11 protein-coding genes are annotated in these 14,406 nt (G+C 71.6%); 9 read left to right on the forward strand and 2 right to left on the reverse strand.

The window, feature by feature from the left end; translation table 11 throughout:
• The first annotated feature begins 159 nt into the window (after nucleotides 1-159).
• Entirely contained in the window at nucleotides 160-3,405 is a 3,246-nt protein-coding gene (locus tag OG446_RS31935) for a TIM-barrel domain-containing protein (protein ID WP_328898475.1), read from the forward strand.
• 414 nt (nucleotides 3,406-3,819) lie between these two features.
• Nucleotides 3,820-5,037 (forward strand): cysteine desulfurase-like protein, encoded by a 1,218-nt coding sequence (locus OG446_RS31940; protein WP_328897268.1) that lies wholly within the window; start codon nucleotides 3,820-3,822, stop codon nucleotides 5,035-5,037.
• 48 nt (nucleotides 5,038-5,085) lie between these two features.
• On the opposite strand, the gene OG446_RS31945 is transcribed toward OG446_RS31940, so the two are convergent.
• The gene (locus OG446_RS31945; protein ID WP_328897269.1) at nucleotides 5,086-5,829 is read right to left on the reverse strand and encodes a hypothetical protein; all 744 of its coding nucleotides are present in this window, start codon (nucleotides 5,827-5,829) and stop codon (nucleotides 5,086-5,088) included.
• Between the two features lie 104 nt (nucleotides 5,830-5,933).
• Between OG446_RS31945 and ggt the strand changes: the two genes are divergently transcribed.
• Together ggt and OG446_RS31955 are read left to right on the forward strand one after the other, a co-directional pair.
• Complete coding sequence (gene ggt / locus OG446_RS31950) at nucleotides 5,934-7,736, forward strand: gamma-glutamyltransferase (RefSeq protein ID WP_328897270.1); 1,803 nt, start codon at nucleotides 5,934-5,936, stop codon at nucleotides 7,734-7,736.
• Nucleotides 7,737-7,898: 162 nt separating this feature from the next.
• Nucleotides 7,899-8,744: a glycoside hydrolase family 75 protein gene (locus OG446_RS31955; RefSeq protein ID WP_328897271.1), complete on the forward strand. Its 846-nt coding sequence runs from the start codon at nucleotides 7,899-7,901 to the stop codon at nucleotides 8,742-8,744.
• An 18-nt stretch (nucleotides 8,745-8,762) separates the two neighbouring features.
• On the opposite strand, the gene map is transcribed toward OG446_RS31955, so the two are convergent.
• Nucleotides 8,763-9,530 (reverse strand): type I methionyl aminopeptidase, encoded by a 768-nt coding sequence (gene map / locus OG446_RS31960; protein ID WP_328897272.1) that lies wholly within the window; start codon nucleotides 9,528-9,530, stop codon nucleotides 8,763-8,765.
• 41 nt (nucleotides 9,531-9,571) lie between these two features.
• On the opposite strand from map, the gene OG446_RS31965 reads away from it, so the two are divergent.
• The 5 genes from OG446_RS31965 to OG446_RS31985 all read left to right on the forward strand — a co-directional run bounded on the left by OG446_RS31965 (nucleotide 9,572) and on the right by OG446_RS31985 (nucleotide 14,232).
• Nucleotides 9,572-9,841 (forward strand): helix-turn-helix domain-containing protein, encoded by a 270-nt coding sequence (locus OG446_RS31965; protein ID WP_328897273.1) that lies wholly within the window; start codon nucleotides 9,572-9,574, stop codon nucleotides 9,839-9,841.
• A 37-nt stretch (nucleotides 9,842-9,878) separates the two neighbouring features.
• A complete protein-coding gene (locus OG446_RS31970; RefSeq protein WP_328897274.1) occupies nucleotides 9,879-10,259 on the forward strand; it encodes a PPOX class F420-dependent oxidoreductase in 381 nt (126 codons plus the stop codon).
• Between the two features lie 151 nt (nucleotides 10,260-10,410).
• Entirely contained in the window at nucleotides 10,411-11,781 is a 1,371-nt protein-coding gene (locus OG446_RS31975; protein ID WP_328897275.1) for a hypothetical protein, read from the forward strand.
• 328 nt (nucleotides 11,782-12,109) lie between these two features.
• Nucleotides 12,110-12,952, forward strand: a complete 843-nt coding sequence (locus tag OG446_RS31980; RefSeq protein ID WP_328897276.1) for a nitrilase-related carbon-nitrogen hydrolase — start codon at nucleotides 12,110-12,112, stop codon at nucleotides 12,950-12,952.
• Entirely contained in the window at nucleotides 12,949-14,232 is a 1,284-nt protein-coding gene (locus tag OG446_RS31985; RefSeq protein WP_328897277.1) for an aspartate aminotransferase family protein, read from the forward strand. Before OG446_RS31980 ends, OG446_RS31985 begins: the two co-directional genes overlap by 4 nt.
• Nucleotides 14,233-14,406 lie beyond the last annotated feature (174 nt).

The raw sequence follows: 14,406 nt of genomic DNA on the forward strand, positions 1-14,406 counted from the left end.
AGACGGCCGCATTTTGCCGCACCGTTGTGGACACGACGCGAGACGGCGTGGTGTCCTACGTGCCGAGCAGAGTATTTGCAACGTTGGAATTGGCGGGGGCGGCAGTGCTGCCCCCGGTCGGCGTGCAGGGGAACGGAGTTGCAAGTGATATCCGCATCGATGGGCCGTGGCCGGATTCCACGACGTGCGCGTCGGAGAGTGAGCGTGCTCGCCGCGCTTGCCGTGGCCGCCTCGACGACCGTGACCGTCGCCGACGTGGCCTCCGCAGGAGAGAGCCACGGTCACAGGATTCCGACCGTCACGTCGGGGCACGCCCGCTTCGAGATCCTTTCGCCGACGCTCATCCGTACCGAGTACGCGGGCGACGGCACGTTCACCGACGATCCCACCTTCAACGCGATCGGGCGTGAGGGCTTCACTCCGACCGCCTACACCGCGCGCACGAAGGGCGGCTGGCTGACCCTCTCGACGAGCGCGATGACCCTGCGCTACCGGGTCGGATCGGGTCCTTTCGACGCACAGAACTTCTCCCTCCGGCTCAACGGGGGAGCGAAGCCGGTGACGGCCGCTCCCTGGCAGCGGCTCGTGTGCGGGCTGGGCGAGCTGTGCGAGGCGGAGGATCTCCGTCTCGACGGGCTCGGAACCGCTTCCGACCACCGTGACCACACCGGGCCGGCCTTCGCTGCCGGCTTCGAGGCAACCGGCAGTTCGGTGTCCGCTGACATCGATGTCAACACCGAGGGGACCTACCGGTTCGCCCTGAAGTACGCCAACTCCCGTGGCGGAGACGGTAAGACCGAGACCCGCACCCTGTCTCTCTCGGTGGACGGCGGCGCGCAGCAGCGGATCAGCCTGCCGGCCACGGCCGACTGGGACACCTGGGCCAGGGCCACGGCGGACGTGAAGCTCGACAAGGGCCCGCACACGATCGCGCTGACCCGGACCGCCTCGGATACGGGATCGGTCAACGTCGACAGCGTCGCCGTGCTCCGGCCCGACGACGACTCCTACCCGTCCGCCGACCGAGCGGCGGTCAGGGACTGCCTCTTCGGGACGAGTTGCGAGGCGGAGGCGACGCGGATCGGCGGAACGGCCACCGGCGCCCTTGACCACCCGGGGTACGCGGGGAACGGCTTCGTCGCCGAACTCAACAAGGGGTCGAGCCTGACGGCCCACGTCGTCGGGGTGCCCGCCGACGGCACGTACACGCTCCGGATGCGCTACGCCAACGGGCAGGGCGGCGACGGCCTCCACGAGACGCGCACCGCCACCGTGCGGTCCGCGGCCACGGGGTCGGCCACCACCCTGCGGCTCCCCGCGACGAAGGACTGGGACGACTGGGAGACGGCCGCTGTCCCCGTCACCCTCAAGGCGGGCGAGAACGACGTCACCCTCGACTGCCCCGACCCGGCCAGCTGTCACATCAACGCGGACACGCTCTCCCTCGCCGCCCCGGAGGCCGCCGAACCGCAGCCTCACATCGCCCTGGGGGGATACCGTCGCGGCCTGGACGGTGTGACCGGCGAGGGCGCCGCCCCCGTCACCACACCGGGCCTGCTCAACCGGGACGGTTGGTACCTGCTCGACGACACCCCGTCGGCCCTGTACGACACCCGGGCGAAGGAAGTACGTCCTCGGCCCGGCCACGCAGGCGCCCCCTACCAGGACGGTTACGTCTTCGGCTTCGGCCACGACTACAAGCAGGGCCTCCAGGACCTCGCCACCCTCACCGGCCCACCCGCGCTCCTGCCCACGTGGGCGTACGGCGTCTGGTACTCCGAGTACATCGACCGCACGGCTGCCGACTACCAGGACGAGATCCTGCCCGCGTTCCGTGCGGAGGGCGTGCCCCTCGACGTCCTGGTGACCGACACCGACTTCAAGGCCGGTGACACCTGGCGTGGCTGGGAGATCGACCCGGCCAAGTTCCCCGACCCCAAGGCCTTCTTCGACTGGTCACAGGCTCAGGGGCTGCACAACACCCTCAACGTGCACCCCAGCATCCGGTCGTCCGACCCCCAGTTCGCCCAGGCGCAGGCCACCGCCAAGGGCAAGCTGATCGAGGGCGGTTGCGGTGACGGCTGCTACGTCTTCGACTTCGGTGACCCGGACCAGCTCAAGGCGTACATGGACCTGCACCGGACCATGGACCAGCAGGGCAACGACTTCTGGTGGCTCGACTGGTGCTGCGACGCGTCGCAGTCCTCGCTGAAGGGCGTGACCCCCGACGCCTGGATCAACCAGAGCTACGCCGACAAGTCCGCCGAGGCCATCGGCCGGGGCTTCGTCCTCTCCCGTGCCTACGGTTCACTTCAGGCAGGCGGATACAGCGGCCAGCAGGCCCTGCCGACCGGCCCCTGGGCGGACAAGCGCAGCACCGTCCACTTCACCGGCGACACCGCCTCCACCTGGGGCACCCTCCGACTGGAGGTCGGCTACACCCCGGGTGAGTCCGCGGCGACGGGAATGGCGTCCATCACCCACGACATCGGTGGTCACAACGACACGACGGGCATCGACGGTTCGGAGGAGGGCACGCACAAGCTCCCCGACGACCTCTACGCCCGGTGGGTCCAGTTCGGGACCTTCCAGCCCATCGACCGCCTGCACAGCAACCACAGCGACCGCCTCCCGTGGCAGTACGGCCCGTCGGCGCGCAAGTCCGCGGATGCCTTCCTCAACCTCCGCGAGAACCTGGTGCCTTACACCTACACGCTCGCCGAGGAGGCCAACCGCACCGGCGTCCCGATCGTCCGTCCCACCTACCTGGAGTACCCCGATGAGCCGGCGGCGTACGCGGCGGCCGGCAGCGAGTACCTCTACGGCTCCGACGTCCTGGTCGCCCCGGTGACCACGCCCGGCGAGTCCGCCACGACGTCGGTGTGGTTCCCGCCGGGGCAGTGGACCGACTACTTCACCGGAAGGACGTACACCGGCGGCACCACTCAGGACGTCACGACCACCCTCGACACGATGCCCGTCTTCATCAAGTCGGGAGGCATCCTGCCCACCCGCACCCACGATGTCACCGACAACGACCGCAACCCCCTGACCGACGTCACGCTGGCGATCGCCTCCGGCGCCCCGGGCTCGTACCGTCTGTACGAGGACGACGGCACCACGACGCAGAAGAACCGGAACGCCACGACGACCGTGCGGTACGAGGAGAAGGGCTCGCACCGGACCGTGTCGATCGACGCGGCCAAGGGCAGCTTCCACGGGCAGGTCAAGAACCGACGGTGGACACTCTCCCTCCTCGGCACCACCCACGCCCCCACCGCGGTCACCGCGCACGGGGTGCGGCTCTCCCCGGACGCGTACCACTGGAACCCCGACACCGACGTCCTCACCGTCACGCTCCCGAGCCGGTCCGTGCACACGCCGGTCACGGTGACCGTGCGGTAGTGGGTGCCCGGCCCGCGGAGGCTCCGCGGAGGGAAGGAAGGCGGGTGTGAACAGAGCGCGGACCGAGCGGGCCTGAGCCGGGCTGCGGCCCGTCGGCCGGCCGGCACCGTGGGTGCCGACCCGGTCGATGGTCCACAAGGCACGGTGCCTGCCCGCGTACCGGAACCTGAGTGGGAAGGTGTCCGCGCCCGTCGGCGCGGACACCTTCAGCCGCTGGGCCTTCTTCGCGCCGCAGCGGCACTCTTCCGACCCCGCCGTGTGCGAGTGGCCGTCTCCGTACCTCGCGTGCCGCATCGTCGACCCGGGCGCGTGCCCCGTACACACACAAGGCAGGATCAACCCCGGAAGCCGCTGCCGCGAGCCGCCCCGGCCGTCCAGGTCCGGTCCCGCCCCGCTCATGTCCAGGAGAACCGCATGCCCCTCGACGTCCCCGCGCTTCGCGCGCAGATTCCGGCGCTGACGGCCGGGTCGGCCCGTTTCGACGCGCCCGGTGGCACCCAGACCCCGCAGCCGGTGATCGACGCGGTCGTGGAGGCCCTGTCCCGTCCGCTCGCCGTGCGGGGTACGCAGAACGAGGGCGAGCGGAACGCGGAGGCGATCGTGACCGGGGCGCGGGCGGCGCTCGCGGACCTGGTGGGGGCGGAGCCGCGGGGCATCGTGTTCGGACGCAGTTCCACCCAGCTCACGTACGACCTGGCGCGGACCCTGGCCAAGGGCTGGGGGCCGGGGGACGAGGTGGTGGTCAGCCGTCTCGACCACGACGCCAACATCCGCCCCTGGGTGCAGGCGGCTGAGGCCGTCGGCGCGACGGTCCGGTGGGCCGACTTCGACCCGGACAGCGGGGAGCTGCCGCCCGCCCGGTTCGCCGAGGTACTGTCCGCGCGGACCCGCCTGGTGGCGGTCACCGGCGCGTCCAACCTCATCGGCACCCGTCCCGACCTGCCCGCGATCGCGGAGCTCGTCCACCGGGCGGGCGCCCTGCTGCACGTGGACGCCGTGCACCTGGCGGCCCACGGCTCGGTCCGTCTGGACGCGCTCGGCGCAGACTTCCTCGTCTGCTCCCCGTACAAGTTCCTGGGCCCGCACATGGGCGTGCTGGCGAGCCGCCCCGAACTGCTGGAGACCCTGCGGCCCGACAAGCTGCTGCCGTCGACCGACGCGGTCCCGGAGCGGCTGGAGCTGGGCACTCTGCCGTACGAGTTCCTGGCCGCGGCCCGGGCCGCGGTGGACTTCCTCGCCTCGCTCGCTCCTGGCGCGGAGGGCACCCGCCGGGAGCGGCTGGCCGCGGCGTTCGAGGAGATCGAGGCCCACGAGGACGCCCTGCGGGTCCGTATCGAGAAGGGCCTGTCCGCTCTCGACGGCGTCGTCGTGCACTCGCGCGCGGCCCTGCGCACCCCGACGCTGCTGGTGACGTTCCCCGGCCGGTCGGCGGCGGATGCCTCGCGGTTCCTGGCGGAGCGCGGGGTCGACGCGCCGGCGGGCTCGTTCTACGCCCTGGAGGCCTCGCGCCACCTCGGGCTGGGCGACGCGGGAGGGCTGCGGATCGGTCTGGCCCCGTACAACAGCGAGGAGGACGCCGACCGGCTGCTGGAGAGCCTGGCCGCTTACCTCGCACAGACCCCGCGCGACTGACCCGGAGGCCGGGCGGCCTCCGTCCGGCCTCCTACGCCTCCGAGGTCCTCAGCCCGAGGCGCGGTGCGAGGTCCGGGGCGCCGGCGCCGGGGCCTGGGCCGCACGGGTCACGTCGCCGACCAGCTCGACCACATCGGGGCCGTACGCCTGGGAGTTGACCACCTTCAGCAGCAGACAGAACGTGTTGTTGCCGTGCTTGCGGGCGAGGCGCTCGTAGTTCCGGGCCAGATAGCGGGACGCCGCCTGGTTGGTGATGGCCTGCTGGCCGCAGAACAGGAAGACCGGGCGGGCTTCCTGACCGGCTGTCAGCCGCGCCAGGATCACGTACTCGGCCACGCCCTTCTCCACCCGGTAGCGTTCCGAGCCGATCTGGAAGGCGTTGCGGTCCGGACCCGGCTCGGCATCGGTGTTCACCTTCACCCCGGGCAGCAGCGAGTGCAGGTGCGCGGCCATCCGGCGGTTGGAGACGGGGCCGCCGACGCAGAACTCGGTCCGTTCTCCGAACCCTTGCTGGGCGATGTCGTGCGCCAGGATCTGGGCGTGCGCCGCGCAGTCCTTGATCAGCGCGGAGAGCTCCAGCAGGGCGAAGACGTCGTGCCGGTGGACGGCGCCGTCACCGCCCGCGTCGCGGTTGACGACGAGCAGGCACTCCGAGTTGCCCGGCAGCCCGAAGAACGCCTGCTTGCGGCGGAGCTTGCGGCGCCAGATATAGGTGCGCGCGAGCCAGCCGAGGGCGGCGCTGAGGCCGGCGGCTATCACGCCCAGCACGATGTTGCGTACGTCGTCAGTCATGGGCGGGCATGTTAGCGGGCATTCGGCCTCAAGTTCGAGGCGGTCCTGACGGGGCTGCCGGAGCGGCGTTACCCTGCGCGGACAATCCTTCACTGGAGGTGCGCATGAGGCGTTCCGTTGCGCGGAATGTGTCGTTGTCAGGTGTTCTCGCCGTGGTGGTGACGGTCGGGGCAGCCGCCCCGTCCTCCTCCGCGCCACCGGTCCCACCGCCTCCGAAGTCACCCGTGGCGGCCGGATACGGGGGAGCGGTCTCCAGCGTCGACGCCGATGCGACGGCCGCGGGAATCGAGGTGCTCCGCAAGGGCGGCAACGCGGTGGACGCGGCCGTCGCGACCGCGGCGGCGCTCGGGGTGACCGAACCGTACTCGGCGGGGCTGGGCGGCGGCGGCTACTTCGTGCACTACGACGCCCGCACCCGCACGGTGGAGACGATCGACGGCCGCGAGACCGCACCGCGCAGCGCGGACTCCTCCCTCTTTCTGGAGAACGGCAAGCCCATCGCCTTCGAGTCCGCCGTCACCAGCGGCCTCGGCGTCGGCACCCCGGGCACCCCCGCTACCTGGGACGCCGCCCTCGACGCCTGGGGGAGCAGATCACTCCGGCAGGTCCTCAAGCCGGCCGAGCGGCTGGCCCGCGACGGATTCGTCGTCGACGGCACGTTCCGCTCGCAGACCGAGGGCAACCGGGCCAGGTTCGCCGACTTCCCCGCCACCCGGAAGCTCTTCCTGCCGGGCGGCGCCCTCCCCGAGGTCGGTTCGGTCTTCAAGAACCCGGACCTGGCGCGTACGTACGAGGAGGTCGGCCGCAAGGGGGTCGACGCGCTGTACCGGGGCAAGCTGGCCGACGACATCGTGCGGACCGTACGCAATCCGCCCGTGGACCCCGCGTCGGGCCGGGTGGTACGTCCGGGCGATCTGACCGCGAAGGACCTGCGTTCCTACCGGGCGCTGCGGCAGGCGCCCACGAAGGCCGGCTACCGCGGGCTCGACGTCTACGGCATGGCACCGTCGTCGTCCGGCGGCACGACGGTGGGCGAGGCCCTCAACATCCTTGAGTCCACCGACCTTTCGAAGGCGAGCCAGGCGCAGTACCTGCACCGCTTCATCGAGGCGAGCCGCATCGCCTTCGCGGACCGCGGGCGCTGGGTCGGTGACCCGGCGTTCGAGGACGTGCCGACGAAGGAGCTCCTCAGCCAGCGGTTCGCCGACTCGCGGGAGTGCCTGATCAAGGACGACGCGGTGCTCACCAGCCCGCTCGCCCCGGGCGACCCGCGCCACCCCGGTGACTGCGCCGGTACGGGGACGGCCGCGCCGACGACGTACGAGGGCGAGAACACCACGCACCTCACGACCGCCGACAAGTGGGGCAACGTCGTCGCGTACACCCTGACGATCGAGCAGACCGGTGGCAGTGGCATCACGGTGCCGGGGCGCGGGTTCCTGCTCAACAACGAGCTGACGGACTTCTCGTTCGCACCGGCCAACCCGGCCGTCCATGACCCGAACCTGCCCGGTCCGGGCAAGCGGCCGCGGTCGTCGATCTCGCCGACCATCGTGCTGAAGCACGGCAAGCCGGTGCTGGCCCTGGGCTCGCCGGGCGGTGCCACGATCATCACCACCGTGCTCCAGTCGTTGATCGGAACAGTCGACCGCGGCCTGCCGCTGGTGGACGCCATCGCGGCGCCCCGCGCCAGCCAGCGCAACGCGGCGGCCACGGAGCTCGAACCGGGGCTGTGGAACAGCCCGATCCGGGCCCGACTGGAGGCGCTGGGGCATGTCTTCAAGCCCAACCCGGAGATCGGGGCGGCGACGGGCGTGCAGCGGCTGCCGGACGGGCGGTGGCTGGCAGCGGCCGAGACGGAGCGGCGCGGCGGCGGCTCGGCGATGGTGGTGGGGCCGTCCCGCTAGTGAGGTGACGATTCGTCAGTAACCGTAAGGGCGGGGTCGGTCGGGCGCGCGGAGATGCGCGCCGGACCGGCCCCGCAGCCTCGACGGGGGCTCGCCGGGGGGCGTCTTGGCTGATCTCAGCAAGGGAAAGACTCCTCACAGAAGGGCACCCCCACGGTGCGTATGCGAACGCTTGCCCTCGCCACGGTCTCCGGCGCCGCCCTGCTCGCGGCCGGATCCCTGACGCCCGCCGCCCAGGGCGGTCCGGTCCTGCGGGCCGACGTGTTCACGCCGGTGCCGGGAGCGCGTCCGGTCGCGGTGGACCTCACCCCCGCCGCCTACGCGCGCCCGGCGTCCGACACGGATCCGGCCGGTTCCGCCTCGCCCCACCCTGCTCCTGACCCCGACCCAGCCGATGCGGATGCGGATGCCGGTGCCGGTGAAGGTGCCGTAGGTGCGGCCGAGTTGCTGGCCAAGGTCGCCGCGTGCAAGCCGATCTCGAACGGCTCCTACCGTACGGACGAGGGCGCCTCGCCCTCCGTGCCGGTGTGCGGCATGAACGGAGCCGTGTTCTGGAAGGCGGACCTGGACATCGACTGCGACGGCCAGGTGACCAAGGCCTGCAACGTGGACACCGACCCGTGGTTCCAGGGCGACACCGCGTTCCACACCTCCGGCGACCGGCCGCTGAACGCGGAGGAACTCCCGTACGTCGTGGTGCCGAGCCGCAGCTCCCTGTGGGACTTCAGCGGATCGGGGATCAAGGGCGGCGGTGTCGTCGCCGTCGTCCACGCGGGGAAGGTGGAGTACGCCGTCGTCGGCGACACCGGGCCCGCCGGGATCATCGGTGAGGCCTCGTACGCCACCGCCGAGGCGCTGGGGATCGACCCTGACCCGAAGGCCGGCGGTGTGGGGTCCGGCGTCACGTACATCCTGTTCAAGGACTCCGTCGTCTCGCCGATCGAGAGCCACGGCGCGGCCGTGACCGCCGGGGAGGCGCGAGCCCGGGCGTTCCTCCGCGACAACTGACGCGGGTGGGCCGTCAGTTCACAGGGCCGTCAGGATCCGGGGGCCGTCGTTCGTGATGGCCACCGTGTGCTCGGCGTGCGCGGCCCGGCTGCCGTCGTTCGTACGCAGCGTCCAGCCGTCCCGGTCCGGATGGTAGTCGTCCCCGCCGCCGCCGATCAGCATCGGTTCGATGGCCAGGACCATGCCGTGCCGCAGCGGCATTCCGCGACCGGGCCGCCCCTCGTTGGGAACGCCCGGGTCCTCGTGCATGGCCCGGCCGATGCCGTGGCCGCCGAAGCCCTCCGGGATGCCGTATCCCGCTGCGCGGCAGACCGTGCCGATCGCGTGCGCGATGTCGCCGATCCGGTTGCCGACGACGGCCGCGGCGATGCCTGCCCCCAGGGCCTCGAAGGCCGTGTCGACCAGCCGGGTGTCCGCCGGGCGGGCGCGGCCGACCGTGAAGCTGATCGCCGAGTCACCGGCCCAGCCGTCGAGCGTCGCGCCCGCGTCGATGCTCACCAGGTCGCCGTCGCCGAGCGGCACGTCGTTCGGGATGCCGTGCACGATGGCGTCGTTGACGGACGCGCAGATGACGCCGGGGAAGGGGGTCGGCGCGAAGTGCGGCCGGTAGTTCAGGAACGGCGATCCGGCGCCTGCCTTGCGCAGGACCTCGCGGGCCACCTCGTCGAGCTCGCGAGGTGTGACGCCTACGGCCGCCGCCTCGCGTGCGGCTGTCAGTACCTGTGCGACGACCCGGCCGGACTCGCGCATGGCTTCGATGGATGTGTCTGTCTTGAGCTGCACCATGCCAATTACTATACCGGTCCCAGCGGTATTAGAATGACGGCATGGTTCGAACTCCTCTCACCCCCGAAGAGCGCCTGCGCGGCGAACGGCTCGGCCGGCTGCTCCGTGAGGCGCGTGGTCGCCGCAGCATGGCCGACATCGCAGGATGTGCCGGGATCTCGGCCGAGACGCTGCGCAAGATCGAGACCGGCCGCGCCCCGACTCCCGCCTTCTTCACCGTCGCCGCACTCGCAGGGGCACTCGGCCTCTCCATGGATCAACTGCTCCTGCGATGCGCGCCGGAGCCGGATGTCGTCCAGCTCGCCGGATAGCGGGAGCGGGGATGATCGTCCGTCGTAGGGTTGGGGCATGAGCCTCCAGGACTTCGCCCGCAGCGAGTACGTCAGCCTCACCACCTACCGGAAGGACGGCACTCCGGTCGCCACGCCGGTCTGGGCCGCGGCCGACGGGGACGAACTCGTCGTCTGGACCAAGAGCGATTCATGGAAGGTGAAGCGGCTGCGCAATGACAGTCGCGTCCGTGTCACCGTCTGTGATGTGCGCGGCCGGATCGCGGAGGGCGCCCCGAGCGCGGAGGGAACCGGCAGGCTGCTCGACGAGCAGGGTACGACCGGTGTGCGCCGGGCCATCGCACGCAAGTACACCTGGAAGTACTGGCTGCTCGACTACCCGGCGATGATCGTCCGGCTCGGCAAGCGGCCGCAGACCGGGATCGCCATCACCTTCTGAGTCCGCGGCCGGTGCGGCAGGGGGCGCTCGTGCCAACTGCCGCACTCCTTTGGGACCTTGGGCGAAAAGTGCGTGTAGCCGTCCTGTAACACGACTGCGGTCGAATGCCTGCGGACTGGAAGGTTCCAGCCGACGGCGGCCGAGGGCGACAATGACGGTGCATCAGCATGCGGTTTTCATAGGGGAGTTCGCGCATCACCTACGAGAGGTGGCAGCGCTGCTCGATCCCGCGCGGGGTTGGTACGGAGTCTTCTGCCGGCGTGATCCCGAGGGGATGCGGGCCTGTCTGGCGGGGGCCGAGATCCCGCCCTGGGACGTCATGGAGTCGCTCTTCGCGGACCTGGCCACGGTGCGTGGTGCCGCGTTCGCGGAGCGCGCCTCCGTGCGTGCGGCCGAGCTCTACTCCGCATCCGCCGCCGCCCATGACCGCCGCCCCGGCGGGCAGCGGCAGCTCGTGGAGCGCCTGGACCTGATGCTGCGGGAACAGGCGAACGCGGCCCTCCGGCTGGACGCGGCCCGGACGGGCGGCGAGGCCGGCGGGGCGGACGCGGAGGCCGTCGCCTGGGCCCGAGACGACCACGCCCGGGCGTCGGCCCGCTGCACGGAGCTCCGCAGGAGACTGGCGGCGGTTGCGGCGCCGTCCGACTGGTTCCGTGCGGAGGGAGAACCCGCCCCCGGCGCACCGGAGTCCGCGGTCACGGTCCCGCCACAGCGGTCCATGGCCGTACGCGCCCCCGCGGAAGAGGCCGTGCGCGAGGCCCCCGGGCCGTCGCCCGCCCCCGCAGGCGGGCCGTCCCGCAAGAAGCCGCGGGGCGCGCGCTTCGCCGGGCTGGAGGCCGAGGAGGAGGCCCCCGTGACTGCTGCGCCCGTCCTGCCGGTCCCGCCCGTGTCGGCCGACCGGCCGCGCGGCGCCCGCTTCGGCGGCGCTCCCCGCACGGAGAGTGCCCCTCCCGGGCCCGCCGCGGCGGATCGGGCCCGGGCCGTGCTGCAGTCGGCCGGGGCCACGGTCGCGACCCTGGTCCGGCTTCGCGCTGAGGGCCTCAGCGGTGAGGCCCACGGTGTGCTCTGCGAGGCGGCGGGCCGGCCCGCGGAACTGCTGCCCGTCCTCGCCGTCGAGCTCCACCGGGCGGGGCTGGGCGCGGACTGGTCGACCCTGCTGTGGGAGGTGTCCTCGCTGCCCCCGGCCGAGCTGGCCGCCGCGGCGGACGCACTGGCCGGGGCGGGGCGCCCGGAGGACTGCGGACACCTGCTGCGCCAGGGTGTGGCGCGGCCGCCCGCCGAGATCGCCGAAGCCGTGGTCGCCCTGGACCGGGCCGGCCGCGGCCCCCAGGCGCAGGCGCTGCTCGGCGCCTTCGTCCGCGTACGGACACCGCAGGACGCGGCCAGTGTCGCGGAGAGCGACCCGCGCCGCCTCGTACCGCACCTGCTGGCGGCGGCCCGTACGGTGTCCGAGGCGCGGGAGCGGGACGTCGAGCACGCCCTGCGCGTGGCGGGAATCGGCCAGGGCGTGTTTCGGAAGTAGCGCCGTCCGCCCGGAGGGCGGGCCAGGCGTCGCTGAGCAGGCGGGACTTCCGAAACACGTAGGGGCTGTCCCGCCAGGGATCGCGGGACGGCCGCCGGGGCCTCCCGTTTGGATCATGCCGGGCTCGCGGGGTCCGAACGAAGGGCCCTGGGCCATCCGGCCCAGCCCGGGCACTGGACCGCACGGGTGTGAAACGTGATCGACTCCGCCCTTTCACGGCGATGGTCTTGCCCCGCCGTGTGACGGGGCTTACGTTCTCCCCTACGCCCGTGTCTACGGGCGTAGAAACGCGAAGAGGCTCTCTGACGCCGCGTCGAAGGAGCAGCTCATGTCCCACGTCGTACGCGCCGCACTCGTCCAGGCGACCTGGACCGGCGACACCGAATCCATGATCGCCAAGCACGAGGAACACGCTCGCGAGGCCGCCCGGCAGGGGGCGAAGATCATCGGGTTCCAGGAGGTGTTCAACGCCCCGTACTTCTGCCAGGTGCAGGAGCCCGAGCACTACCGCTGGGCGGAGGCCGTGCCCGACGGTCCGACCGTGCAGCGGATGCGGGAACTGGCCCGTGAGACCGGCATGGTGATCGTCGTCCCGGTCTTCGAGGTCGAGCAGTCCGGCTTCTACTACAACACCGCCGCCGTGATCGACGCCGACGGCTCGTACCTCGGCAAGTACCGCAAGCACCACATCCCACAGGTCAAGGGGTTCTGGGAGAAGTACTACTTCAAGCCCGGAAACGTCGGCTGGCCCGTCTTCGACACGGCGGTGGGCAAGGTCGGAGTCTATATCTGCTACGACCGGCACTTCCCCGAAGGGTGGCGGCAACTCGGGCTCAACGGAGCCCAGTTGGTCTACAACCCGTCCGCGACCTCACGGGGCCTCTCCGGCTACCTCTGGCAACTGGAGCAGCCCGCGTCCGCCGTCGCCAACGAGTACTTCATCGCCGCGATCAACCGCGTCGGCCAGGAGGAGTACGGCGACAACGACTTCTACGGAACCAGTTACTTCGTCGACCCGCGCGGTCAGTTCGTGGGTGAGGTGGCCAGCGACAAGGAGGAGGAACTCCTGGTCCGCGACCTGGACTTCGGCCTCATCGAGGAAGTCCGGCAGCAGTGGGCGTTCTACCGGGACCGCCGTCCCGACGCGTACGAGGGACTGGTGGAGCCGTGAGCAGCCTGCACCACCGCCACCTCGCCGTCAGCCCCGACTGGCTGGCGCTCTACTACCGGCACCCGCTGGAGATCACCCACGGCGAGGGACGCCACGTCTGGGACGCCGAAGGCAACCGCTACCTCGACTTCTTCGGTGGCATCCTCACCACGATGACCGCCCACGCGCTGCCCGAGGTCACCAAGGCGGTCAGCGAGCAGGCCGGGCGGATCATCCACTCCTCCACGCTCTATCTGAACCGGCCGATGGTCGAACTCGCCGAGCGCGTCGCCACACTCTCCGGCATCCCCGACGCCCGGGTCTTCTTCACGACCTCCGGCACCGAGGCCAACGACACGGCCCTGCTGCTCGCCACCACGTACCGCAGGTCGAACCAGATCCTGGCGATGCGCAACAGCTACCACGGCCGGTCCTTCTCCGCGGTCTCCATCACCGGCAACAACGCCTGGTCGCCGACGAGTCTGTCGCCGCTCCAGACCCTGTACGTGCACGGGGGAGTCCGCAGCCGCGGACCGTACGCGCACCTGGGGGACGGGGAGTTCATCGCGGCCTGCGTCGCGGATCTGGAGGACCTGCTCGGCCACACCCGGTCGCCCGCCGCACTGATCGCCGAACCCATCCAGGGCGTGGGCGGGTTCACCTCTCCGCCCGACGGACTGTACGCGGCATTCCGTGAAGTCCTGAACCGGCACGGCATCCTGTGGATCTCCGACGAGGTGCAGACGGGCTGGGGACGCTCAGGCGAACACTTCTGGGGCTGGCAGGCGCACGGGAGGAACGGCCCGCCGGACATCCTCACGTTCGCCAAGGGCATCGGCAACGGTATGTCGATCGGCGGGGTCGTCGCCCGCGCTGACGTCATGAACTGCCTGGACGCCAACTCGATTTCGACGTTCGGCGGCTCCCCGGTCACGATGGCCGCCGGCCTCGCCAACCTCTCGTACCTCCTCGAACACGACCTCCAGGGCAACGCCCGCCGCGTCGGAGGCCTGCTGATCGAGCGCCTGCGGGCGATCGGCGCGGCCTCGGAGTGCGTACGGGAGGTGCGCGGGCGCGGCCTGATGATCGGCATCGAGCTGGTGAAGCCGGGCACGGACGAGGCGAACCCGGAGGCGGCCGCCGCCGTGCTCGAAGCGGCGCGGGAGGGCGGCCTCCTCCTCGGCAAGGGCGGTGGCCACGACACCAGCGTGCTGCGCATCGCGCCGCCGCTCTCGCTCTCCATCCCGGAGGCGGAGGAGGGCGCGGGGATTCTGGCCGAGGCCCTGCGCTCGGTCGGCTGAGGGCGGGGGTGCGGCGGCCTGACGGCCGCCGCACCCTGTGCCGGGTCAGCCGCGGTGGCCGATGGGGCGGGTGAGGTCCAGGGTGCGGACCGGGTCGAGTTCGCCCCGGCCGGGACGGCGAGATCGAGGTGCTCGACGGTCTTGGCGTGCGCGCGGTAGGACTTCACGAGCTGC

This window comes from Streptomyces sp. NBC_00236, assembly GCF_036195045.1.
Classification (GTDB): domain Bacteria; phylum Actinomycetota; class Actinomycetes; order Streptomycetales; family Streptomycetaceae; genus Streptomyces.

Coding starts and splice junctions, on each gene's coding strand:
- OG446_RS31935 (WP_328898475.1), top strand. CDS start 160: ATGGGCCGTGGCCGGATTCCACGACGTGCGCGTCGGAGAGTGAGCGTG.
- OG446_RS31940 (WP_328897268.1), top strand. CDS start 3,820: ATGCCCCTCGACGTCCCCGCGCTTCGCGCGCAGATTCCGGCGCTGACG.
- OG446_RS31945 (WP_328897269.1), bottom strand. CDS start 5,829: ATGACTGACGACGTACGCAACATCGTGCTGGGCGTGATAGCCGCCGGC.
- ggt (WP_328897270.1), top strand. CDS start 5,934: ATGAGGCGTTCCGTTGCGCGGAATGTGTCGTTGTCAGGTGTTCTCGCC.
- OG446_RS31955 (WP_328897271.1), top strand. CDS start 7,899: ATGCGAACGCTTGCCCTCGCCACGGTCTCCGGCGCCGCCCTGCTCGCG.
- map (WP_328897272.1), bottom strand. CDS start 9,530: ATGGTGCAGCTCAAGACAGACACATCCATCGAAGCCATGCGCGAGTCC.
- OG446_RS31965 (WP_328897273.1), top strand. CDS start 9,572: ATGGTTCGAACTCCTCTCACCCCCGAAGAGCGCCTGCGCGGCGAACGG.
- OG446_RS31970 (WP_328897274.1), top strand. CDS start 9,879: ATGAGCCTCCAGGACTTCGCCCGCAGCGAGTACGTCAGCCTCACCACC.
- OG446_RS31975 (WP_328897275.1), top strand. CDS start 10,411: ATGACGGTGCATCAGCATGCGGTTTTCATAGGGGAGTTCGCGCATCAC.
- OG446_RS31980 (WP_328897276.1), top strand. CDS start 12,110: ATGTCCCACGTCGTACGCGCCGCACTCGTCCAGGCGACCTGGACCGGC.